The sequence below is a fragment of the Aeromonas sp. QDB14 genome (assembly GCF_027707845.1).
GTDB classification, from domain to species: domain Bacteria; phylum Pseudomonadota; class Gammaproteobacteria; order Enterobacterales; family Aeromonadaceae; genus Aeromonas; species Aeromonas caviae.
Map to the genome: position 1 here is coordinate 14,139 of NZ_JAPCJD010000039.1, position 23,341 is coordinate 37,479.

At 59.7% G+C, this 23,341-nt stretch carries 23 protein-coding genes; 11 read left to right on the plus strand and 12 right to left on the minus strand.

Annotated features, from left to right (window positions below; genetic code table 11):
- Complete coding sequence (locus PG887_RS13585; RefSeq protein ID WP_104455050.1) at positions 1–1,221, minus strand: cysteine desulfurase; 1,221 nt, start codon at positions 1,219–1,221, stop codon at positions 1–3.
- A 152-nt stretch (positions 1,222–1,373) separates the two neighbouring features.
- Here PG887_RS13585 and rep point away from each other — a divergent pair, with 152 nt between their 5' ends.
- A complete protein-coding gene (rep, locus tag PG887_RS13590; protein WP_043155654.1) occupies positions 1,374–3,386 on the plus strand; it encodes a DNA helicase Rep in 2,013 nt (670 codons plus the stop codon).
- On the opposite strand, the gene PG887_RS13595 is transcribed toward rep, so the two are convergent.
- From PG887_RS13595 to PG887_RS13615, 5 genes are all read right to left on the minus strand, one after another.
- The gene (locus PG887_RS13595; RefSeq protein ID WP_104455051.1) at positions 3,373–5,676 is read right to left on the minus strand and encodes a putative bifunctional diguanylate cyclase/phosphodiesterase; all 2,304 of its coding nucleotides are present in this window, start codon (positions 5,674–5,676) and stop codon (positions 3,373–3,375) included. The genes rep and PG887_RS13595 overlap by 14 nt on opposite strands.
- Before the next feature lie 84 nt (positions 5,677–5,760).
- Positions 5,761–6,213: a c-type cytochrome gene (locus PG887_RS13600; protein WP_039041132.1), complete on the minus strand. Its 453-nt coding sequence runs from the start codon at positions 6,211–6,213 to the stop codon at positions 5,761–5,763.
- 220 nt (positions 6,214–6,433) lie between these two features.
- Complete coding sequence (gene tdh, locus PG887_RS13605; protein ID WP_010672427.1) at positions 6,434–7,459, minus strand: L-threonine 3-dehydrogenase; 1,026 nt, start codon at positions 7,457–7,459, stop codon at positions 6,434–6,436.
- Positions 7,460–7,548: 89 nt separating this feature from the next.
- A complete protein-coding gene (locus PG887_RS13610) occupies positions 7,549–8,739 on the minus strand; it encodes a glycine C-acetyltransferase (protein WP_010672428.1) in 1,191 nt (396 codons plus the stop codon).
- A 183-nt stretch (positions 8,740–8,922) separates the two neighbouring features.
- The gene (locus tag PG887_RS13615) at positions 8,923–9,567 is read right to left on the minus strand and encodes a TetR/AcrR family transcriptional regulator (RefSeq protein WP_270821948.1); all 645 of its coding nucleotides are present in this window, start codon (positions 9,565–9,567) and stop codon (positions 8,923–8,925) included.
- A 154-nt stretch (positions 9,568–9,721) separates the two neighbouring features.
- Here PG887_RS13615 and rfaD point away from each other — a divergent pair, with 154 nt between their 5' ends.
- Genes rfaD through PG887_RS13640 form a run of 5 tightly spaced genes read left to right on the plus strand, consistent with a single transcriptional unit; the run spans position 9,722 to position 15,471 of the window.
- The gene (rfaD, locus tag PG887_RS13620) at positions 9,722–10,681 is read left to right on the plus strand and encodes an ADP-glyceromanno-heptose 6-epimerase (RefSeq protein ID WP_039041134.1); all 960 of its coding nucleotides are present in this window, start codon (positions 9,722–9,724) and stop codon (positions 10,679–10,681) included.
- 49 nt (positions 10,682–10,730) lie between these two features.
- On the plus strand, positions 10,731–12,491 hold the full coding sequence (locus PG887_RS13625; protein WP_223920210.1) for a polysaccharide deacetylase family protein: 1,761 nt from the start codon (positions 10,731–10,733) through the stop codon (positions 12,489–12,491).
- Positions 12,492–12,497: 6 nt separating this feature from the next.
- On the plus strand, positions 12,498–13,715 hold the full coding sequence (locus tag PG887_RS13630) for an O-antigen ligase family protein (RefSeq protein ID WP_104456035.1): 1,218 nt from the start codon (positions 12,498–12,500) through the stop codon (positions 13,713–13,715).
- A complete protein-coding gene (locus tag PG887_RS13635; RefSeq protein ID WP_103244030.1) occupies positions 13,712–14,392 on the plus strand; it encodes a glycosyltransferase family 25 protein in 681 nt (226 codons plus the stop codon). The genes PG887_RS13630 and PG887_RS13635 overlap by 4 nt, the downstream gene beginning before the upstream one ends.
- The gene (locus PG887_RS13640; RefSeq protein ID WP_103244031.1) at positions 14,392–15,471 is read left to right on the plus strand and encodes a glycosyltransferase family 9 protein; all 1,080 of its coding nucleotides are present in this window, start codon (positions 14,392–14,394) and stop codon (positions 15,469–15,471) included. The genes PG887_RS13635 and PG887_RS13640 overlap by 1 nt, the downstream gene beginning before the upstream one ends.
- Here PG887_RS13640 and PG887_RS13645 read toward each other — a convergent pair.
- The 4 genes from PG887_RS13645 to PG887_RS13660 all read right to left on the minus strand — a co-directional run bounded on the left by PG887_RS13645 (position 15,422) and on the right by PG887_RS13660 (position 18,785).
- On the minus strand, positions 15,422–16,486 hold the full coding sequence (locus PG887_RS13645) for a glycosyltransferase family 9 protein (protein WP_103858484.1): 1,065 nt from the start codon (positions 16,484–16,486) through the stop codon (positions 15,422–15,424). The two genes, PG887_RS13640 and PG887_RS13645, sit on opposite strands and share 50 nt — an antisense overlap.
- A gap of 215 nt (positions 16,487–16,701) precedes the next feature.
- The gene (locus PG887_RS13650) at positions 16,702–17,958 is read right to left on the minus strand and encodes a PTS ascorbate transporter subunit IIC (RefSeq protein ID WP_010635518.1); all 1,257 of its coding nucleotides are present in this window, start codon (positions 17,956–17,958) and stop codon (positions 16,702–16,704) included.
- Between the two features lie 60 nt (positions 17,959–18,018).
- Positions 18,019–18,306, minus strand: coding sequence for a PTS sugar transporter subunit IIB (locus PG887_RS13655; protein WP_016349013.1), 288 nt, complete (start codon positions 18,304–18,306; stop codon positions 18,019–18,021).
- A gap of 35 nt (positions 18,307–18,341) precedes the next feature.
- Positions 18,342–18,785, minus strand: coding sequence for a PTS sugar transporter subunit IIA (locus PG887_RS13660; RefSeq protein ID WP_119197082.1), 444 nt, complete (start codon positions 18,783–18,785; stop codon positions 18,342–18,344).
- Positions 18,786–19,037: 252 nt separating this feature from the next.
- Here PG887_RS13660 and PG887_RS13665 point away from each other — a divergent pair, with 252 nt between their 5' ends.
- The 3 genes from PG887_RS13665 to PG887_RS13675 all read left to right on the plus strand — a co-directional run bounded on the left by PG887_RS13665 (position 19,038) and on the right by PG887_RS13675 (position 20,955).
- Positions 19,038–20,060, plus strand: coding sequence for a LacI family DNA-binding transcriptional regulator (locus PG887_RS13665; RefSeq protein WP_041212112.1), 1,023 nt, complete (start codon positions 19,038–19,040; stop codon positions 20,058–20,060).
- 265 nt (positions 20,061–20,325) lie between these two features.
- Entirely contained in the window at positions 20,326–20,448 is a 123-nt protein-coding gene (locus PG887_RS13670; protein ID WP_010672437.1) for a hypothetical protein, read from the plus strand.
- A gap of 162 nt (positions 20,449–20,610) precedes the next feature.
- On the plus strand, positions 20,611–20,955 hold the full coding sequence (locus PG887_RS13675) for a DUF2799 domain-containing protein (RefSeq protein WP_080944131.1): 345 nt from the start codon (positions 20,611–20,613) through the stop codon (positions 20,953–20,955).
- Between the two features lie 57 nt (positions 20,956–21,012).
- On the opposite strand, the gene PG887_RS13680 is transcribed toward PG887_RS13675, so the two are convergent.
- Both PG887_RS13680 and PG887_RS13685 read right to left on the minus strand, forming a co-directional pair.
- Positions 21,013–21,183: a hypothetical protein gene (locus PG887_RS13680; RefSeq protein ID WP_010672439.1), complete on the minus strand. Its 171-nt coding sequence runs from the start codon at positions 21,181–21,183 to the stop codon at positions 21,013–21,015.
- 56 nt (positions 21,184–21,239) lie between these two features.
- Positions 21,240–21,671 carry a flagellar basal body-associated FliL family protein gene (locus tag PG887_RS13685; RefSeq protein ID WP_010672440.1) on the minus strand — a complete coding sequence of 144 codons (432 nt, stop codon included), beginning with the start codon at positions 21,669–21,671 and terminating at the stop codon, positions 21,240–21,242.
- Positions 21,672–21,816: 145 nt separating this feature from the next.
- Between PG887_RS13685 and PG887_RS13690 the strand changes: the two genes are divergently transcribed.
- Positions 21,817–22,368: a chorismate--pyruvate lyase family protein gene (locus PG887_RS13690; RefSeq protein ID WP_270821951.1), complete on the plus strand. Its 552-nt coding sequence runs from the start codon at positions 21,817–21,819 to the stop codon at positions 22,366–22,368.
- Positions 22,365–23,228 carry a 4-hydroxybenzoate octaprenyltransferase gene (ubiA, locus tag PG887_RS13695; protein WP_266140580.1) on the plus strand — a complete coding sequence of 288 codons (864 nt, stop codon included), beginning with the start codon at positions 22,365–22,367 and terminating at the stop codon, positions 23,226–23,228. Before PG887_RS13690 ends, ubiA begins: the two co-directional genes overlap by 4 nt.
- Positions 23,229–23,341 lie beyond the last annotated feature (113 nt).

A 23,341-nucleotide genomic window follows, 5' to 3' on the forward strand; every position in this document is an offset into this window, starting at 1 on the left:
TTAGAAGAAGTCACGGAGTTTGTGCAGGGCGGCCAGCAGGGCGTCGACATCGTCCCGATTATTGTAGCAGGCCAGGGAGGCGCGCATCGTGCCGCCGACACCAAGCGATTCCATCAGCGGCATGGCGCAGTGATGGCCGACCCGCAGGGCTATGCCCTGCATGTCGAGCAGGGTGGCGGCATCTTGCGGGTGGATGTCGTCCAGCAGGAAAGAGACCGCGCCGGCGCGCTGACCGGGTTCGCCGACCAGACACAGCCCTGGCACCTGTTGTAGTCCGGCAACCAGATAGTCGGTCAGCGCCGCTTCATGGCTGGCCAATGAATCCTTGTCCTGCTCCATCACAAAGCCGATGGCTGCGGCCAGGCCGATGGCGCCGGCAATATGGGGGGTGCCTGCCTCGAATTTGAAGGGCGGGGTGTTGAAGGTGGTGCCGCTGAAGCTGACCCTGTCTATCATCTCGCCGCCGGCCTGCCAGGGGGGCATCCGCTCCAATAGCTCAGTGCGGCCCCACAGCACGCCGATCCCGGTCGGGCCATAGAGCTTGTGGCCGGAGAAGGCGTAGAAGTCGCAGCCGATAGCCTGCACATCCACCACGAGATGGGCCACCGCCTGGGCGCCGTCGATGAGGCTCAGGGCCCCGACCGCCTTGGCCGCTGCCACCATCTCTTTGACTGGATTGACGGTGCCAAGGGCATTGGAGACGTGAGCCACGCTCACCAGTCGGGTGCGTGGTCCCAGCATGGCGTGATAGGCAGCCATGTCGAGATCGCCCCGCTCATCGAGGGGGACGACCCGGATCACGGCACCGGTACGCTGGGCGACCAGCTGCCAGGGGACGATATTGGCGTGATGCTCCAGGGTGCTGAGCACGATTTCATCCCCCGCCCTCAGCTCGCTCATCCCCCAGCTCTGTGCCACTAGATTGATCGCCTCCGTGGTGCCACGGGTCCATATCACTTCGTGGCTGCGAGGGGCATTGATAAAGCGGGCAACCGTCTCGCGGGCATCTTCGAAGGCGCGTGTGGCCCGGCCGCTCAGGGCATGGGCGGCGCGGTGCACGTTGGCATTGTCGGCCCGATAGTAGTGATTGATCGCATCCAGCACGGCTTGCGGTTTCTGGGTGGTGGCGGCGTTGTCCAGATAGACCAGAGGGTGGCCGTTCACCTCCTGCGCCAAGGCCGGAAACTGGCTGCGCAGCCGGGCGTGCTGTTGCTGATTCATGCTCCCCTCATCTCGTCTGGAAAAGTCGGTCATGATCCGGAAAATGGCGGGCAAACACAAGATGAAGTGGCGGGATCCCGTGCCCGGTTTCGGCTGCCCGCGGGATCTCTGCTACAATGCCGCCCCTCATCATAAGCCAAGAGATCCGGCCCATGAAGCTCAACCCCAATCAGAACGAAGCGGTCAAGTATGTCTCCGGCCCTTGCCTGGTGCTGGCGGGTGCCGGATCGGGCAAGACCCGCGTCATCACCAACAAGATTGCCTATCTGGTACAGCAGTGCGGCTACAACGCACGCAACATAGCGGCGGTTACCTTTACCAACAAGGCGGCGCGGGAGATGAAGGAGCGGGTCGGTCAGACCCTGGGCCGTAAGGAGGCGCGGGGGCTGATGGTCTCCACCTTCCACACTCTGGGGCTTGAGATCATCCGCCGCGAGCACAAGAGCCTGAATCTCAAGGCCAACTTCTCCCTGTTCGATGACACCGATCAGCTGGCGCTGCTCAAGGAGCTGACCGAGGCTGAGCTCGACAACGACAAGGACAAGCTCTCGGCCCTCATCAGCCAGATCTCCAACTGGAAGAACGACCTCATCCTGCCTGCCCGGGCCATGCGCATCGCCCGCGGGCCGGAAGAGGTGCTGATGGCTCAGCTCTACGAGCGCTACCACCGCCAGATGGTGGCCTACAACGCGCTGGATTTTGACGACCTCATCGTGATGCCGACCCTGCTGCTCAAGAGCAACCAGGAGGTGCGCGAGCGCTGGCAAAACAAGATCCGCTACCTGCTGGTCGACGAATACCAGGACACCAACACCAGCCAGTACGAGCTGGTGAAGCAGATCGTCGGCGAGCGAGCCCGCTTCACCGTGGTGGGTGACGATGACCAGTCCATCTACTCCTGGCGCGGGGCCAAGCCGCAGAACCTGGTGCTGCTGAACGAAGACTTCCCCAATCTGCGACTCATCAAGCTGGAGCAGAACTACCGCTCCAAGCGGCGCATCCTCAAGTGCGCCAACATCCTGATCGCCAACAACCCCCACGTCTATGACAAGGCGCTCTTCTCCGAGCTGGACGAGGGGGTGAAGCTCAAGGTGCTGTTTGCCAAGAACGAGGAGCACGAGGCGGAGCGCATCGCCGCCGAGCTGATGGGTCACAAGTTCATGAACCGCACCCGCTTCAAGGATTACGCCATCCTCTATCGGGGCAACCATCAGTCGCGCATTTTCGAGAAGGCGCTGATGACCAACCGCATACCCTACCGTATCTCGGGCGGTACCTCATTTTTCTCCCGTACCGAGATCAAGGACATCATGGCCTACCTCAAGCTGCTGGTTAACCCGGATGAGGACACCGCCTTCCTGCGGGTGGTCAACCTGCCGCGCCGCGAGATAGGCCCCACCACCCTCGAAAAACTGGGCCAGTACGCCAACCAGCGTGGCAAGAGCCTGTTTGCCGCCAGTTTCGAGCTGGGGCTGGAGCAACACCTCTCCGGACGCGGTTTATCCGCCCTGCAGGCCTTCACCAACTGGCTGGTACGGCTCGGCGATCAGGCGCTGCGCGGCAATCCGGTGGAGGCGGTGCGGGACATGATCAAGGAGATCCACTATGAGGAGTGGCTCTATGAGACCTCCCCCAGTCCGAAGGCGGCGGAGATGCGGATGCAAAACGTCTCCACCCTTTATCGCTGGATCAGCGAGATGCTGGAAGGGGATGAGCTGGAGGAGTCGATGACGCTGGCTCAGGTGGTGACTCGCCTCACCCTGCGGGACATGATGGAGCGCAACGAAGGGGAGGATGAGGCGGATCAGGTGCAGCTGATGACATTGCACGCCTCCAAGGGACTGGAGTTTCCCTATGTCTACATGGTGGGCATGGAGGAGGGGTTACTGCCGCACCAGACCAGCATCGACGAGGACAACGTGGAGGAGGAGCGACGCCTCGCCTACGTGGGGATTACCCGGGCCCAGACCGAGCTGACCTTTACCCTCTGCAAGGAGCGTCGCCAGTTTGGCGAGTCGGTGCGGCCGGAGCCGAGCCGCTTCCTGCTGGAGCTGCCCCAGGATGACCTGGAGTGGGAAAACCAGAAGAAGGTGACGGCAGAGGAACGCCAGCAGAAGGGGCAGGTTGGTGTCGCCAACCTGCGGGCCCTGTTCAAGAAGGATTGAGGCCGGAAGGCTTGGCCTCTCGGGCGGCCTGACCCAGCAGGGGGGGAATATCGGCTCCCGGTAGCGGGGGGGAGATGTGGCGCCCCTGCCCGAGGGTGCAGCCAAGCTCGATGAGCTTTTGCAACTGCTGCTGATTTTCGATCCCCTCGACCACCAGGGTGAAGTCGAGGTCCTGGCAGATGTCCCGCATGGCACGGATAAGCGCCAGATCCTTGGGTGAGTTCAACATGCGATGGGTGAAGCTGTCGTCCACCTTGATGTAATCCACCGGGAAGTGAAACAGGGCGTTGAGGGAAGAGAAGCCGGTGCCGAAGTCATCCAGGCTGACCTGGATCCCTTTCGCCCTCAGTTCATGCAAGGCTGTGAGGGAGTCGGCACTCTGCCGGGAGAGCTCGCGTTCGTTGAACTCAAAGATGAAACATGCGGGGATGACACCCTCCTCCTCCATGATGGTGAGCAGTTGCATGATCTGCTCGTGGCTGGCCAGGTGCTTGCCGGAGAGGTTGATGGCTATCCTGAAACGACCGACCCCGGAGGCGGGTTGCCAAAGCTTCAGTTGCTGGCAGGTGCGCTTGAGGATCTGGCGGTCCAGATCCTGAATGAGGCCGCACTGTTCCGCCAGAGGAATGAAGTCGAATGCATCCTTGAGCTCCCCTTCCTCCGTTATCCAGCGCGCCATCACCTCCAGTCCGACCAGGCGGCTGTCACACAGCCTGATCACCGGCTGGAAGTAGGGCACAATCCGCCCTTCCCGCAAGGCTCTGAAGAGCCGCTCTTCCGGTGACCCCGCCTGTTCGGTACAGGCCTCCGAATACATGACGATGCGGCTGCGACCGTTGCGCTTGGCCTGGTACATGGCGAGGTCTGCCTGGTGCAGCAGTTTACTGACATCGGCCGTTTGCTCCGTCACGCTGGCGACCCCCAGACTGACGGTGATGGTCAGTTCGTTGCCCTGGAGCCGGAACGGATGGCCGATACGGCCAATCAGGCGATTGAGCACGGGGCTGATGTCCTCTTCCCGCTGGCTGTTGTCCAGATAGATGACGAATTCGTCCCCTCCGAGCCTCGCCACCATGTCATTTTGCCGGATGCAGCCTTGCAGCCTGCTGCCCAGCTCCTGCAGCAACTGATCGCCAGCACTGTGGCCCAAGGCGTCATTGACCTGCTTGAAGTGATCCACATCGACGAAGATCAGGGTGAAGCCGGCTGTCTGGTAGCGGCGGTAGCGGGTCATGGCATGATGCAGGTGATTCATCAGCAGCGCCCGGTTTGGCAACTGGGTCAGCGGGTCGTGCAGGGCATTGAACTGGAGCCGCCGCTCCAGCTCCTGATGATGCTTGAGCCGTTTCTGCAACCTCAGGTTGGTTTGGCGCAGCTGTTGGAGGCGCTGGTTGATGGACTCCTCCGAGTTGAGCTCATCGAGTTGCTGTCGCACCCTTTTGAGCTCCAGCAACAGGGTCAGCTGATGGCGCAGGAAATCGAGGAACAGCCTGTCATCGGTTTCCAGAGGCCGGGTCATGTTGAGGATGAGGTGGGCAAAGTATTGCTGCTGCTGGCGCAGGGGCAGGCTGCACCAGTAAAGCCCCTCTTCATGGCGCTCTACGCTGTTGGTGCTGTGGCACATGGCCCGAATGATGTCATCGTCGTATGTCAGGTGTGGTGGATAGAGTCGCTCCAGTCGCTGGTTTTCCAGCCGGATCAGCAACATGTCGCTGACCGAGAGCATCTGGCGCAACACAGCTTCCAACTGGGCAAACAGGGCATGCTGAGGCAGGTTGTGAGCCAGGCGCATCACTCGGCCGATCTTCTCGATTTTCTCCTGCCACTGGGGATCCCGCTGCATGAGAGGGGAAGCCTGCCCCGCCAGCTGGGTACCGGTCTGGGTTTCGTGCAGGCGTTTGGCCAGGCACTCCAGCAGCAACCTCAGGGTGGGTGCCTGATCCGGGGTGCTGCGTGCCAGCAACCACTGCACGTCGATATGCTCCACAGGCTGTACACACCAGCCCTGACCTTCATCGAGCCGGGTGAGCTGTTCGGTTAGGCGAGGTTCTTCCCGTCCCAATTGTTGTTTGAACACGTCGGGAAGCTGATAGGTGTAGCGCCAGTTCAGCCCCCCGTCGGCCAGCCCCAGCATGGCGAAATGTTGCAGAGGGCAGAGTGTGTCCAGCAGACCGACCAGTCGGGCGTAATCCTCGGGGGAGGCAATGCCGGGGGCGGGAAAATCCATGATGGAGGAGACGACCGCCAGCAAGGAGTGCGAGTCTGGCGGTGTGGTGGGCTGAACTGACATGCAACACTCCCGAAAAAACTTACCTTCAAGCGTAGTCGGAAGTGATGGGATTGAAAGGGCTGCAAGAGGAGCCCTTTCAATTACTTAGAGCTTGTCGATCATGTAGTGAATGGCGTTCTCGATCTCTTCGTCACTGCAGGTGGCACAGGTCCCCCGCGGTGGCATCATGCCAGCCTTGCCGGTGAAGCCTTCGATGGCGTGTTTGCGCAAGGTGTCGAAGCCCTGGGCGATGCGTGGCTCCCAGGCGGCCTTGTCACCTCGCTTGGGGGCGCCGGCGGCACCGGTATCGTGGCAGGCGAAGCAGGCACCCTTGAACACGGTCTCGCCGTCACGGGGGCCGGAGGAGGCTGCCGCAGGCGCGGCCGCTGCGGTCGCAATGCCTTCCAGATCCTTGGCGGTATAAACCTGGCCAACCGGGGCAATACGCTCGGCGATGGCCTCTGTCGACATGTCATCGGCGGCAAGGACTGCGCCGGACAGAGTGGCGGCCGCCATCCCGGCAGCCAGCAAATAGCTCAGTTTTTTCAACACGCTCATGTACTCCCAGCAGGCTCTTATTATCCCCAGAAAACGACGGGATTATAACCGAATAGTTACAGTCATTTAAACGCTTGTGTGTGAAGTGTTAAGCAATCTGCAAACAAAGTGGCAGAGCGGGAAGGGGTGATCCCACATAAAAAAACCCGGCATGCGCCGGGTTTCGTGAGGCTGAACAAGAGAGGGCACGCTGATTGCCCAGGCGCCCCTCCGCGTGTCCTCAATCCCAGTTCAGGATCACCTTGCCGGACTTGCCGGAGCCCATGGCTTCGAAGCCCTGCTGGAAGTCATCGATATGGAAATGGTGGGTGATGATGGGGCTGAGATCCAGGCCAGACTGGATGAGGCTTGCCATCTTGTACCAGGTTTCGAACATTTCGCGGCCGTAGATCCCCTTGATGAAGAGTCCCTTGAAGATCACCTTGCCCCAGTCGATGGCCATGGTGGAGGGCGGAATGCCGAGCATGGCGATTTTGCCGCCGTGGTTCATCTTGTCGATCATGTCCTGGAAGGCGCTGGGCACCCCGGACATCTCCAGCCCTACATCGAACCCTTCGGTCATGCCGAGATCTTCCATGACATCGGAGAGCTTCTCCTTGGCCACGTTGACGGCACGGGTGGCGCCCATCTTGCGGGCCAGTTCCAGCCGGTATTCGTTGACGTCGGTGATCACCACGTGACGGGCGCCAACGTGACGGCAGACGGCAGCGGCCATGATGCCGATGGGGCCTGCACCGGTGATGAGCACGTCTTCACCCACCAGATCGAAGGAGAGGGCGGTGTGCACGGCGTTGCCGAACGGATCGAAGATGGCGGCCAGCTCATCGGGGATGTTGTCCGGCAGCTTGAAGGCGTTGAAGGCCGGGATCACCAGGTATTCGGCGAAGGAACCCGGGCGGTTCACACCCACACCAATGGTGTTGCGGCACAGGTGGGTGCGACCGGCACGGCAGTTGCGGCAGTGGCCGCAGGTGATATGGCCTTCGCCGGAGACGCGATCGCCGATGGCGAAGCCGCGCACTTCCTGGCCGACGGCGACCACCTCTCCCACATACTCATGCCCCACCACCATGGGGACGGGAATGGTCTTCTGGGCCCACTCGTCCCAGTTGTAGATGTGCATGTCGGTGCCGCAGATGGCGGTCTTGCGGATCTTGATGAGCAGATCGTTGTGGCCGAGCTCGGGAGCCGGGACATCGGTCATCCAGATGCCGACTTCGGATTTGAGTTTGGAGAGTGCTTTCATGACAGATTCCTCACGGCGCCATGCCGGGTACAGAGGGTAATAAAATGGGGCCCAACCTTGGCCCCCGTTTTAATCAGCCAGCCATGTGATCAAATCACACCGAGCTCGCGACCGATGCGAATGAAGGCATCGATCGCCTTGTCCAGTTGCTCCCGGGTATGGGCGGCGGACATCTGGGTCCGGATGCGCGCCTGACCCTTGGGTACCACAGGGAAGGAGAAGCCCACCACATAGATACCGGCGTCCAGCATGCGGCTCGCCATCTCGGCGGCCAGTTTGGCATCCCCCAGCATGACCGGAATGATGGCGTGATCGGCACCGGCCAGGGTAAAGCCGGCGGCGCTCATGCGCTCGCGGAAGTAGGCACTGTTCTCCTTGAGGCGGGCACGCAGGTCGTGCCCCTCGGCCAGCATGTCGATCACCTTGATGGTGGCCGAGACGATGGAGGGTGCCAGGGAGTTGGAGAAGAGGTAGGGACGGGAGCGCTGACGCAACCAGTCGATCACCTCTTTCTTGCCGGATGTGTAGCCACCGGACGCGCCACCCAGCGCCTTGCCCAGGGTACCGGTGATGATGTCGACCCGTTCCATCACCTCGCAGTATTCGTGGGTGCCACGGCCGTTCTCACCGATGAAGCCGACGGCGTGGGAGTCATCCACCATCACCAGCGCGTCGTACTTGTCGGCCAGATCGCAGATGGATTTGAGGTCGGCGATGACGCCATCCATGGAGAAGACACCATCGGTGGCGATCAGCTTGAAGCGGGCGCCATCGGCATCTGCCTGCTTGAGCTGGGCTTCCAGTTCGGCCATGTCGTTGTTGGCGTAGCGATAGCGCCTGGCCTTGCACAACCGCACCCCATCGATGATGGAGGCATGGTTGAGGGCGTCGGAGATGATGGCGTCTTCGGCACCGAACAGAGTCTCGAACAGACCGCCGTTGGCGTCGAAGCAGGAGGAGTAGAGGATGCTGTCTTCGGTGCCGAGGAAGGCGGACAGCTTCTGCTCCAGTTCCTTGTGCTGGTCCTGGGTACCACAGATGAAGCGCACCGAGGCCATGCCGAAACCGTGGCTGTCGAGCCCCTGATGGGCGGCGGCAATCAGGTCGGGATGGTTGGCCAGCCCCAGGTAGTTGTTGGCACAGAAGTTCAGTACCTGCTCGCCGCCCACCGCAATCTGGGCCTGCTGGGCCGAGGTGATGATGCGCTCCTGCTTGTATAGCCCTTCCGCCTTGACCTGTTCGAGCTGTTCGGTCAGGTGACGATAGAATCCGTTAGACATCCTCGGTCCTCATTGCTGTATCGACTGTGTTATCAGGATCCCGGGCCGTGCAACCCGCACGGTTCGGCGTCGTCACGGTCGCGACGAAACGCCGACAGACCCTAGAATGGGCAACATTTTACTGTAATCCCTGCGTATAAATTCAAATTTTTATGCTGATAATCAACAATTGTGAAACAGATCTCACCCGGCTGGTTGGGCCAGTTGGAGATAATGTTGCTCCAGTTGATGTATCTGGGGAGCCACTTGTGGCTGCACGTAGGGGCGCAGCAAAAACAGCACCCGCAAGACCCCCTGGTAGAGCAGGGGCTTGGTGATGCGGGTGGCCGGGGCCTGGGCGATCTGGAACGGGATCCAGCAGGTGACGACCATCTTGATGGTCTGACCGAGATCCGGCAGGTCTTCATCGCTGACGGCGATGATGCCGCCTTCGCGCAGGCTTCTGAGCAGCGTCTCCACGGTGGCACGGAGCTGCTCCTGTGCCTTGAGGTATTTCTGCTGCAGCAGCTCGTCGCGACTCAGGATGTCCGGCAGGTTCGCGTAGAAGAAGCGGAACTGCCACATCAAATAGAAGATGGCATCCAGGTAGCCCATCAGATCCTCCAGCTGGATCGCGCTGCTGCGGATCGGGGTGAAGCTGTCGCTCAGGTGGCGGGCGTACTGATCGAAGATGGAGTGGATGATGTCTTCTTTGTTTCTGAAGTGGTAGTAAAGGTTGCCCGGGCTGATGCCAAGGTGTGCGGCAATGTGGTTGGTGGTGATGTTGCGCTCGCCCTGATCGTTGAACAGCTCGGTGGCGCTGTGGATGATCCTGTCTCTGGTCTTCATCGCTGGTCCCTCTGCCGGGCCCTAAGGGGAAAAGTCATCGAGGTCGAATCCCCTTGCGGCCCGTGATAAACTTTTCGGCAATTTCAAATTGGCCCACTATACACAGCTTTAACAGGCAGTCACACGGGGCCACAACGTACGCGAGGCAAACTCCATGATCGTAGTAACTGGCGGTGCTGGCTTTATCGGCAGCAATCTGGTCAAGCAGCTGAACGCTCAAGGACGGACCGATATCGTGGTCATCGATGACCTGACCGACGGCACCAAGTTCGTCAACCTGGTCGACCTCACCATCGCCGATTACATGGACAAGGACGAGTTCCAGGCGCGGATCGTCTCCGGTGACGAATTCGAGGAGTGGGATGACGGCATCGAGGTGATCTTCCACGAAGGCGCCTGCTCCGCGACCACCGAGTGGAACGGCAAGTTCATCATGGAGGTCAACTACGAGTACTCCAAGGATCTGTTCCACTACTGCATCGAGCGGGAAATCCCCTTCATCTACGCTTCTTCCGCCGCGACCTATGGCGGGCGCAACGACAACTTCATCGAAGACCCGAGGTTCGAGCAGCCCCTCAACGTCTACGGCTACTCCAAGCAGCTGTTCGATCAGTACGTGCGTCGCTGGATGCCGGAGATCAACTCCCAGGTGGTGGGTCTCAAGTACTTCAACGTCTATGGTCCCCGCGAGCAGCACAAGGGCTCCATGGCGTCCGTGGCCTTCCACCTCAATACCCAGGTGAAGCAGGGTGACAATCCCAAGCTGTTCGAGGGCTGTGACGGCTTCCCGGATGGCGGCCAGATGCGCGACTTCATCTACGTGGACGACGTCTGCAAGGTGAACCTCTGGTTCTGGCAGAATCCGCAGCACTCCGGCATCTTCAACTGCGGCACCGGCCGGGCTGAGCCGTTCCAGAACGTGGCGGAAGCCGTGATCAGGCATCACCAGAAAGGCGCCATCGAATACATTCCCTTCCCGGATCACCTCAAGGGTCGCTACCAGAGCTTCACCCAGGCGGATCTCACCAAGTTGCGCGGCGTCGGCTATGACGGCGAGTTCAAGACTGTGGCCGAAGGCGTGGCCGATTACATGGCCTGGTTGAACCGGGCTTGATCCCCCTCTGGCGGGTGGCTCTGGCCACCCGTCGATCGGATGCGCTTGCATGAACATATTGATGGCTCTCTCCCAGCTCGAAGTGACGGGCGCGGAGGTCTATGCCACCACGGTCGGCAACGAGCTGACCCGCCGTGGCCACCAGGTTTTCTACGTCTCTGACACCCTGACCAAACCGACTCTGGGGCCGGTCTTTCGGTTGCGCTTCAACAAGCGCAGCATCCTGCGCCGCTTCTGGCACGTCTTCTATCTCATCTATCTGATCCGCAAGCACAGGATCCAGCTTGTGCACGCCCATTCGCGCGCCTCGGGCTGGAGCAGCTACGTCGCCTGCAAGCTGACCGGCACCCCCATGATCACCACGGTGCACGGGCGCCAGCCGGTACACGCCTCCCGCAAGGCATTCCATGCGCTGGGCTATCGGGCGGTGGCGGTGTGCGAGGATATCGCCAGCCAGATCATCGACAACCTGGGGGTGGACCCGGCCATGGTGCAGGTGCTGCGCAACGGCATCGAGACCGACAAGTTCCAGCCCGTGCCGATACCGGACAACGACAAACCGGTGATCGCCATCATTGGTCGGCTGAGCGGTCCCAAGGGGGAGCTCTGCTACCGGTTGCTGGACGAGGTACTGGATCTGGAAGCCTGCCGGGTGCGCGTCGTCAGCGGTACCCAGGTGCCGGCGCGTTTTGCCCGTTTTCAGGACAAGGTCGACTTCGTCGGTTATGTGGACGATGTGCCCGCCCTGATGGCGGGCTGCGATCTGGTGATCGGTGCCGGTCGGGTGGCGATGGAGGCGCTGCTGTGCGGTCGTCCGGCGTTTGCCATCGGCGAAGCCAGGGCCATCGGTCTGGTGACTGAGCAGAATCTGGACGAAGCGCTTGCCAGCAACTTCGGCGACATCGGCCCCAGAGATCTGGCCATCGACTTTGCCGGGCTGAAGGCGCAGATCCCCTCGGCGCTGGCCTCCAAGGTGGTGCCAGACCCAGTGCGCCAGCGGATCCTGCAAGAGTATGACTTGCAAGGCGTCGTGACCGGGCTGGAATCCGTCTATCAGGATGCCGTGGTCGAGACTCTGCGCCGGGAGATGCCGGTCATCATGTATCACCGCTTCATCGAGCACGAGAGCGAAAAGGGAGTGCATGGCACCTGGCTCCCAGTCGCCATGTTCGAGAAGCACCTCAAGCTGATGAAGTGGCTGGGCTACGAGACGCTGACATTTGCCGACCTGGCGGAGAACGGGTTCATCCACCGGCTGCAATACGGCAAGAAGTACCTGATGATCACCGTGGACGACGGCTATCGGGACAACCTCACCCGCATGCTGCCGCTGCTGGAAAAGTATGGCTACAAGGCGGTGGTCTATGTGGTGACCGGTGAGGATCACAATCGCTGGGATGTGGAGCACCCGACCCACCCCGATACCCCGGTGACCCTGATGACCCCGGAGGAGATCAAGGCGCTGGTGGCCTCCGGTCATGTGGAGATCGGGGGCCATACCCTGACTCACCCCCGCCTGAGTACGCTCCCCCCAGAGGAGCAGGCCCACCAGATCCAGGCCAACAAGGCCTGGCTGGAGCAGTTGCTCGGCCATCCCCTGATCTCGTTTGCCTATCCTTACGGAGATCTGAACGACAGTGCAAAAGCCCAGGCCGTTGCCGCCGGTTATCGCTATGCTGTGGCCACCAACAGCGGCCCCAGAGCCATGCACCGGGATCCGTTCCAGATCCGCCGGATCGCCATCTTCCCCCGCACCGACATGTTCGGCCTGTGGCGCAAGATCCGTGGCAACTATGTATTCAGGAAATAAGTATTGATGTCTATTAAGCCTCACGAACTGCTCGATAGAGCAACGACCACTGTTTATGCACTAACCATAATGTTTGCCTTCTGTGGGTTGTTTCTGGTCCCTCCTGGCCAGAGCATCCTCTCCAACTTGCTGGTGGTGTCGGGTCTCTTTGGCCTGTTGAACTACTTTGTTGGAGGAAACAAGGATGTATTCTTTATCGATCGCCGCCTGATCTGGGTCTTCATATTCTACGGTGCCGTGATCATGCTGAATAGAATGATTCATGGTGACCAATACGGAGTCATGCGAAATTTATTATATGTGGCGGTTTTTTCTTTGGTTATGCCGCGCAAGAAAATACTGTTGACTCTGGGGGCTATATCTATCCTGATGGGTGGTGTTGGGTTAGGAGCCTTGAGTGTTTGGCAGCATTTAGATGGTATTGTCAGAGTTGAAGGCTTCACCAATGCAATCCTGTTTTCTCAAGCAGCACTGACATTGGTCATTCTGAATTGGTGCGTATTTGTTAAATCTAGAGGATATCCATTGGTGAAAGTGTTTTCTCTCATTTCACTTGGGTGTTCTATACTTGCACTTTATCTTTCACAAAGTCGTGGTGTCTGGTTGGCATTGGGTGTCGTTATTAGTTACCTTGTACTGTATAAAGCTATTTTCAAACCATGGAAATATAGTGCCATAGCATTACTGTTTATTATGTGTCTTGGTGTGATCTATCATACGAATACACTTGTTCAAGATAGAATTTCTGCTGCAGCATCAGATATAAATCAAATGAGCGTGGGTTCTTACGGGTCTTCGTGGGGACTGCGCGTTGTGGCTTGGAAGAGTGCCTGGTTAGGTTTTTTGGATGCACCACTGATAGGTGTGGGCTCGGATGGGTTCAGATCCGTCAAAGAACAGCAGGTGTCGCAAGGACTGATCTCACCCCTAGTATTGGATTCTGCATTGGCTCATGCTCATAACCAGTATATGCAGAATCTGATTATTCGAGGAATTGTGGGTCTATTGGCACTGATTATTTTCATATTCTACCCAATGAAAATTTTCATAGAAAGAAAAGGATGGGGGACTCCATACGCAGTGATTCCTCTATCCTTTGCCATCAGTGCATTAAGTGATGTGCCTTTTGAACATCAGAACACGTTGTATATATATGTGCTGAGTTTGGTGTTCTGCTGGTGTGCGATAGAAATAAAGTATGATAGGGAAAATAAAATATCATGATTCCAGTTTTCGTGATCAGTTTGGCCAGGAGCCATGATCGACGCGCCTTTATTGAGAAGCACATGAGCAGCCGTGCTGTCGATTTTGTTTTCTTTGATGCCGTTGATGGTAAAAAACTCTCAGAAGATGAGTTGAAAAACGTGGACTTCCTCATGGCCAGACAGTTTTGTGGTCACGATCTGAGTTTGGGTGAGGTTGGCTGTGCCATGAGCCATATCCGCATATATGAGATGATGGTTGCCAAGAATATAGAGCACTGTGTCGTGCTGGAGGATGACATCTATCTGCACAGCCACTTCAAGGCCATAGTGTCGAAGGCCATGTCTGCTTGCCAGTCAGATATTATTTTCTTGTACCATGGCAAGGTGAAGTCTTGGCCATGGATGAAGAAGATGCCGGAAGGGTATCGTCTTGCCAAATATATCTCCCCGAGCCGGAACTCCAAGCGAGGCATCATATCGACGGCAGGATATATCTTGACTCTGTCTGGCGCCAAGAAACTGCTGAGCAAGGCCTACCCCATTCGGATGCCATCCGATTATCTGACAGGCCGCTTGCAACTCAACGGTCTGACGGCCTCGGGTGTTGAGCCTTGCTGCATGGATGTCGGTCTGTTCGATACCACGATCGATGATCGTAACTATGGTCCTCATGTGACCGATGACGAGGTTCGATAGTGATCAGTTATTTACAGCTATTACGTGATCGGGTGCGCAGAGCCCTGGGTATTCTCTTGTTTGACAAGAAGATGCCACTCGGCATCCAGGGGGATATCAAGCATATTTTGGTGGTTCGCTGGGATGCCAAGCTGGGGGATTCCTTTATCTCCTCCTTTTTCTTCCGGGAGCTAAAAAAACTGCCGGGCAACAAGAAAGTGACGGTTATCACGACCCCAGCCCTGGCCAGCCTGTATCGGGATTGTTTCGGGGTTGATGAGGTCATCGAGATCAACAAGCGACCCGGCTACGGTGCTATTGGCAAGATGGTGTCAGCCATTCCCCATGTCGATCTGGTGATACATCTCACCGAGGGGATGAAGATGAAGGATCTATATCTCCTGCACAAACTCTCGTCGACCAATGTTGCCTCCCTCGACGACAGTATCGGACGTGTCAATGTGAAGTTGTCCGAGGCGACGGCGGGCATGCTGTTCCAGGATAAATATCGCTATCTGCTGTCACTGCTGGGTGCGAAAGAAGTAGATCAGAAGTACATGATCCCAGTGGCAGAGAAGGGGAATGTGACCTCGGCCTGTGATGACCTCATCCTCATCAACCCCTTCGGCAGCACTCAGTACAAGTCGTTCTCGCACGCCAAGATGGTTGAGTTGTTGAAGACCTTGGCAACCGAGTTCGCTGCCTATCGCTTCGGAGTGCTCTCTTCACCCGCAACTTATGCTGCGGCGGAGGCCATGCTCAGAGCTAGCGCGGCTAGCAATGTTATGCTGCTGGAGGGCGTAAAAACCATAGATGATGCTATTTATTGTGTTCAGCAGTGCATGGCTGTGCTGTCGGTGGACACCGCCATAGTGCATATCGCCGTCGGATTGGAGAAGCCGCTGGTGGCTATCTATCCGCGCCATGGTGAGACGTTCAACCAGTGGTTGCCGACCAGCACGCCGCGGGTCCGGATCCTGTTTAGCGACTCCCCTGGCCTGAATGCCGACATGAACAATGTCGATGACCGGGCCGTCTGCGAGGCGCTAGCTAGTCTGCTGTCCGTGACTGAGCAAGCAGAGCCGCTAGCCGCTGAATAACCAGCTCAGGTGTAATTGAGCGGAACAGGGCTTCATCGAAGAAGTCCTTCTCCTGGGTCGGCAACTGATAATCCGCCCCCTTGGCGTCGAAGATATCGATGGCCTGATACCGGGGGTGGTTCACCGGGTTGGCGATGATCTTGTCGCCGCCTGGGGCCACTATGGTCAGCAGCGGCAGATCGATGGCCTGCGCCATGTGCCGTGGGCCAGTGTCGTTGCCGACAAACAGCTGGCAATGGGCGAAGAGCCCCACCAGTTCCCGTACCGAGCGGGTCTGAACATGGTCAAACACGCTGGCCTGCAGCGCTGCTGGCAGTAACGGCTTCAGGCTGCGGTTGTACTCCTCTTCCCCCGGCCCGCAGTAGATCAGGATCTGGGCGTCGTGCTGCTCGATCAGCCAGCGCGCCACCTCGGCGAAGCAGTCGATGGGCCAGCGCTTGTAGTGACCGAGGGAGTTGACCCCCATGGCGATGAGTGGCCGGGTCGGGTCGACGCCAGCGGCCAGCAGGGTCTCGCGCCCCCGTTGTCTCTCCCCGTCGCTGAGCCAGAGGTAGTAGTTGCGATCTTCGCTGGCCAGCTTGAGCGGCTTGAGCAGTGAAAACCGGTCGTCCACCAGGGTGCTGTTGCCCTGATGCTCGGTGTCATGGCGAAAGCGCACGATGCGGTTGTGGCCCAGGCGCCATGGGAAAGAGTCGAAGCCGATCCGCAGGCGGGCGCCGGAGAAGAGGCAGGTCAGCAGGCCTATCATCTGGCCCTGGCTGTTGATCACCACATCGTAGCGCTCGCGGCGAATGCCCAGCAGCAAATCCTTCATGTAGCGCCACTCGTTGCGGCGCGCCTTCTCGATGACGATCAATCGATCGATGTTGGGGTTTCCCTCTGCCATGCCCGCGCAGTAATCCATGACCAGATAGTGAACTTCCCCGGCAGGGTCGTGCTGCTTGAGGTTGTTGCACAGTGCGGTGGAGATCAGCACATCTCCTATCTGTTTGGTTTGTACTACCAGGTATTTCATGGAAAGGGCCTCGAGCGAGGTCGGGTTGAACGTCAGCGCATCAGCATATCGTACTCCCCTGTCAGATGCTGCCGCTATGGGGTGAAAATCCGATCCAACGCACTGTGTTTGCACATATTTTCGACGTTGTTTGGGCTGGTGGGGCCCGGCTGGCAGTACGGGAGGATGAGCGGGGGCATGGCACCGTCGGCCATGCCCCCGATGGGCAAGAGTGATCAGCGTACGATGAGGCCGAGCAGGATCCCCACCACGCCGAAGTCGGCATCGCTGAAGGTGGTGTTGGCAAAGCCGAGATCCCCCAGTACCGGCAGCAGGAACACCGGCAGGAAGGTGATCAGCAGGCCGTTGGCGAAGGCTCCCAGCAGGGCGCCGCGACGACCGCCGGTGGCATTGCCGAACACCCCGGCCGCCGCGCCGACGAAGAAGTGCGGTACCACCCCCGGAATGATGACGGTGAGCCCCAGTAGATAGAGCAGCACCATGCCCACCAGACCGGCGGCAAAGCTCGACAGGAAGCCGATCAGCACCGCATTGGGGGCGTAGGGGAAGACGATGGGGCAGTCCAGTGCCGGCTTGGCGTTGGGCACCAGCTTGTCGGAGATCCCCTTGAAGGCCGGCACGATTTCGGCGATGACCATCCGCACCCCCTGCAGGATGACGTAGACACCGGCGGCGAAGGTGATGGACTGCATCAGGGAGAACATGAACCAGTGTTTGCCCTTGGCGACTTCCGATACGTAATCCGCACCGGCAAACAGGGAGGTGATAAGGAAGATGATGCCCATGGTGAAGGAGATGGCCACCGGGGTATCGCGCAGGAACAGCAGGCTCTTGGGCACCTGCACCTCTTCGCTGCTGTGGGCCTTGTTGCCGAACTTGGCGCCGATCCAGCCGGCCAGCACGTAGGAGCAGGTGGAGAAGTGGCCGAGTGCCACATCGTCCGAGCCGGTGATCTGCTTCATGTAGGGGTGGGCGAGGGCCGGGAACAGCACCATGGTCACGCCGACCACCAGGCTGCCCACCGCGATGAGCGGGATGCCGCTCATGCCGCCGGCGGAGAGGATGGCCGCTACCATCATCGACATGAACAGGGTGTGGTGACCGGTCAGGAAGATGAACTTCCACGGGGTGAGCCGGGCGATCAGGATGTTCACCAGCATGGCGAAGAACATGATCATCGCCATCTCCTTGCCGAATGACTGCTGGGCGATGGAGACGATAGCCTCGTTGTTGGGGACCACCCCCTTGATGCCGAAGGCGTGCTGGAAGATGGTGGCGAAGTCGCCCAGCGAGTTCACCACCAGGGTGGCGCCGGCCCCCAGGATGACGAAGCCCATGATGGTCTTGACCGTGCCCTTGATGCACTCGGTCACCGGTTTCTTCTGGGCGATCAGGCCGATGAGGGCGATGAGGCCAACCAGCACGGCCGGCTCCGACAGCACGTCAAACATCAGAAAATTGAAAAATTCCATGGTCAGCTCCAAGCAGATGGAAGCGGCGGCTCACCAGCCGCCCAGACAGTCGCAAAGGGGTTAGAGTGCGCCCAGCTCGCGCAGGGCGATGGCGAGTTTTTCTTTCATGGCGGCCTTGTCGACCATGTTGTCCAGCGAGACCAGCCGGCCGTCGACCCCCATGCTGACCAGCTGTTCGGCGATGTCGCGGGTGGCGACAAAGATCTCGGCGCTCTCGCTGCCGGCGGAGGCGAGATCCCGGTGATCCACCTCGGCCGTCACGGCCAGCTCCTTGAGAATGCTCTTGATGCTCATCTCCATCATCAGGCTGGTGCCCAGGCCGTGTCCGCATACAACCAGAATTTTCATGCTCTCTTCCTCTGTCAGGTGCGCCGTGGCGCAGATCAGTAGCGCGCCAGGATGCGCAGGATGTCGTCTTTGCTGGTGGCCGCCATGATGGCCGCCACGTCTTCTTCATTCATGAACAGCTCGGCCAGCTGGGCGATGGTCTCCACGTGGGAGTTGCTGTCGCTGGCGGCCAGGGTTACCAGCAGCCGCACCGGGTCGTTGCCCTCGGAGCCGAAGTTGACCCCCTCTTTCAGTACGGTCAGCGCTAGTCCCAACCGGTTGACGCCGTCTTCCGGGCGGGCGTGGGGCATGGCCAGGCCCGGGCCCAGCACGTAGTAGGGGCCGAGCTCCTCGTGGGAGCGATAGATCGCCGCCACATAGGAGGGCTCTATGGTGCCGTTGGCCAGCAGGGGGGCGGTGGCCAGCTCGATGGCGTGGCGCCAGTCGCGGGCGCCCGCTTCGATGGAAATGACCTCCTCGGTCAGCAATTGGGTCAGCATGGCAGTGTCCGGGCTGGATAGGATGGCGCCAATCTAGCGATCTTGTCCCTTGATAACTGTGAGCTTGGTCCCGAAAGTTAGCGCTACCAGATAGCGCTAACATTGATTTGTGATAGCGCTATCATTTCTCTCACAGAAGGGATTCATCCTGCCCCTTATCGGCCTCAAAGAAGGTAAAATCCGGTTTGAGCAAATAGTCAGTGCCCCGCTTTTGCCTTAAAGTGAATGCCCGCATGCCGAGGAAGGGAAAGGATGTCAGAAGCGAAAAAACGCCGCAGCACGGGTCGGGTGACCCTCAACGACGTGGCCCAGTTGGCTGGCGTGGGAGCCATGACGGTGTCGCGCGCCCTGCGCACCCCCGAGCTGGTGTCAGACAAGATGCGAGAGCGCATCGAGGCGGCGGTGGATGAACTCGGCTATATCCCAAATCGGGCGGCGGGGGCGCTGGCTTCCGCCACTTCCCAGACCATAGTGGTCATCGTCCCCAGCCTGGCGGAGCGCGCCTGCGGTGACATGATTGCCGGGCTGCAGCAGACCCTGCTCGCCGAGGGCTACCAGATCATGCTGGGGGATGCCCAGCACCTGAAGCAGCAGGAGGCCAGCCTGCTCAGCAATTTCCTGCAGCACAATCCGGCCGCCGTGGTGTTGTTTGGGGGGGATCCCGGGGAGGTCATCCGGCAGCGCCTGCAGGCGGCCCGCTTGCCGGTGGTGGAGGTGGGAGCCATGGCGCGTCATCCCATCGACATGAACGTCGGGGTCTCCAACTTCGATGCCGGTTATCAGCTGACCCGCCACCTCATCGAGCGCGGTCATCGCAACATCGGCTTTCTCTGTGCCCGCCAGGAGCAGTGGATGCTGCAGCAGCGCATGCAGGGCTGGCAGAAGGCGCTGCTGGACAACTACCTCTCCCCGGACGCCATCATCAATACCTCTGAGCTGCCGAGTTTTAGCACGGGGGCGGCCATGCTGGGGGAGTTTCTGCTGCGCTGGCCCGAACTGGATGCGCTGATCTGCGTCAACGACGAGCTGGCGGCCGGGGTGCTGTTCGAATGCCAGCGCCGCCATCTGAGCGTGCCGGGCAAGCTCGCCATCGCCGGTTTCGACGATCTGGATGTGGCGCGCGCCTGTCATCCTGCGCTGACTTCGGTCAGGATCCCCTATCACCAGATGGGCAGGGAGGCGGCGGAGCTGATCCTGCGCCAGCTGGCGGGCGAGGAGGTGGCCGGCATGAGCCTCGCCCTGGATTTTCAATTGCAAAAGCGCCAGAGCACCTGACGAGCGATGCCACGACAGGGCGAGGCAAGCATGTTCAAGGCGTTGTGACTGAAGACCAGGTCGGTGCACCGTCGCCCTGCGCGGGCACTGCCAGCCGACGTGTTCGCCCGGTCTGTCACCGGGTTGGAGCAGAGCGTGGATGCCACCGGAGCTATGACTCCAGGTGGCTGGCTGCACCTTGGTCAAGTTCTGATCGGAACCACTGGCGAGCACCATTATTCTGGATAGACTTTGTAGGCCGGTGCACTATCCAAGGAGAATGAGCATGGGTACGCAGACGCCTGATTTCGATCTCGATGATGACTGGGAGCCGGAATCCTGGGAAGACGAGCTGGAGGAGCTGGATGACGAGAGCTGGCAGGACTATGACCCTCTCGACGATCAGTGACTCCCTGTAACGCCTGAGGGCGGGCCTGGTGCCCGCCCGATTTTTTGTGTGGCGAGGGGGGCAGCCCTTGGTGAGAACGGGGCGGGCTGGTTAGAATGAACTGCTCAAATGACGCTGTACGAGGCAGGCAGCGGCTCAACAACGATTCCAACGACGCCAAGGATGAATATGCGCTCACTCGTCATCATGTTTTGTGCCGCCCTGCTCGGGGGCTGTGTTTCCAACTCCGACGACCCTTGCGAGAAGGTGTGGAGCGACGTGGGAGAGGCGGACGGCAAGCTCGGTTTTGCTGGCGATCGGGTGGCTTTTCACCAGACCCAGTGCGGGGAAAAAGTGGACGTTGCCCTTTGGGAGCAGGGTCGCCAGAAGGGGCTGGCCTGGTATTGCCGACCCGAGCATCTCTATCTGGCAGGACGGTCGGGAGAGGAGTATCGCGGCGTCTGTCCCAACGACGTGCAGGCCCGTCGCCTGTTTGAACAGGGTCGCCATGGCTGGACTGATCAATAAATCAGCCTTCCTCTCTCTTCTGAAATATTGCGTGAACCTCTTCGTGAGAAGAGGGACCTACCCTTCTTTATGCTTCAGCCGCAGCGGCTGGCACAGGTAATCCTTATCATTGGCGCTGCGGGCACACTTGCCACACACGAATTTGGGTTTGCGCACAATCTTGCGCAGCGTCTTGAGATCGGCGGGGATCTCGTGACGGCGCCACTCACACAGCGTCTTGTGACCCATGACGTCCTCGACAGTGAATGCAACGGGTGAGAGGGGTAGGCCCCCTCCCGGTGTGGTTACTGGTACAGGTATTTGGTGAAGATGAGCTCGCGGACAGCCTTCTTGCCCGTCTCCTTGACCAGCAGCTCGTTGACCTTGGCCTCACACTCCTTGCGCAGCTCTTCCCGGTTCACCAGGGACTTGATCTGTGCGCCCGTCTTGCTGCCAATCAGCCGGATGATGGCGTCGCGGATCAGGGGGTCGTGCTGCTCCAGCAACTTGAGGTCGGCAGCGTCCGTGGCCATCAGCTCTACCGTCACCCGTACATAGCCGAGGGTTTTGCCGTCGCCAAGGTAGTTGGTGATGATGTCCGGATCCAGTGCGTGATAGGCGAATCCCGGCTGGACGGCGGAGGAGGCGGGATCGGTGGCCTCTTCCTCATTGGCGAAGGCCTGTGTATTCAAGAGGGTACACCCCAGGGACAGCAGCAGAATTCTGAAGATCTTCATCTGGATGGCTCGGCAGCGACGGATGCCCCATTTTTGATGCTGCCATCGGGGCCGTCAAGCACGGATGTTCTTACAATTCGCCATTGATTTACGGATAATAAACCGGTTTTTAACCTGACAACGGAAATCTCCGGATGGTGAAGCTGTGAAGTCCGAGTTGACTGTTCCCCTCGTCCAGCTCGTCCCGTGGCGGGCGCCTGCAGAGTGCGAACCACCCGAGGCGCTGCGTCCCTGGTTGCTGGAGGCCGATTCCATGACCCGGCGCCTGCGTCGTTACAATCATCACCTCTCGGTGCAACTGCTCGGCAATCGCGCCGTGTCGCTGACGGTGGACGAGCAGGCGCTGGTGGCGGTGTCGGCCCCCGTGGGCATGTGCCGCGAGGTGATCCTGCACGGTGATGGCGGGCCTGCCATCCTGGGTTGGACCCTGTTTGCCGAAGCGGCCTTGCAGGGGGGCGGTTTGCAGGATCTGGGAGAGCAGCCGCTGGGAGAGCGTATTTTCGGTGAGGCACCGGCGCGGCGGGATCACCTGCAACTGGCCTGTTTCGAGATAGCGAGCAATCCCTGGTGTTCGGCCGCCACTGTCTGGGGGCGTCGTTCCCGCCTGTTTCTGGGGCAATGGCCACTGCTGGTCCATGAACTTTTCCTGCCCTCGCTATCGTCTCATTCGTTGCCATCGGATAAGGAGCTGGAGTGAAGCTGTTAACCAAGGAGCGGGGACTGGCCTATGCGCAGTTGGCCCGCATCGACAAGCCCATCGGTACCCTGCTGCTGCTGTGGCCGACCCTGTGGGCGCTCTGTCTGGCGGCTGGTGGCCTGCCTGACCCCTGGATCCTGACCGTGTTCGTGGTGGGCGTCTTCCTGATGCGCTCCGCCGGTTGTGTCATCAATGACTATGCGGATCGCAACTTCGATGGTCATGTGAAACGCACCGCCGGGCGACCGCTGCCCATGGGGCGGGTCGCCGAGCGGGAAGTGCTGGTGCTGTTCGCCGTGCTGGCGCTTCTCTCGTTCGCCCTGGTGCTGACGTTGAACCCGCTCACCATCAGCCTGTCCTTTGCCGGCCTGCTGCTGGCAGTCTGCTACCCCTTCATGAAGCGCTTCATCCCCATCCCCCAGCTGGTGCTCGGCATGGCCTTCTCCTGGTCCATTCCCATGGCCTACGCGGCTCAGGCCAATGCCCTGCCGCCGGAAGCCTGGCTGTTGTTTCTTGCCAATTTGCTGTGGACCATCGCCTATGACACCGAGTACGCCATGGTGGACAGGGATGACGACCTCAAGCTCGGCCTGAAATCGAGCGCCATCCTGTTCGGCCGCCACGACAAGCGGATCATCGGCGCGCTGCAACTGGCGACCCTGCTGCTCCTGCTGGGGGTCGGGCAGCTGATGGGGTTGGGATCCGGTTATTACTGGGGGCTGCTGGGGGCGGCGGCGCTGTTCGTCTACCAGCAGCGACTGATCCGGGAGCGGCAGCGGGAAGCCTGCTTCCAGGCGTTTCTCAACAACAACTATGTGGGGGCGCTGGTGCTGCTCGGGGTGATGGTTCACTACCTCTAACCCCCCCCCTTCCTTGATGAAAAAAGGCCGCATGATGCGCAATGCTGATCAGTTAAGGATCCATTGACCGATCCTTCTGCTGTAGGACAATCCGGAACCAATCACTGGTTCCG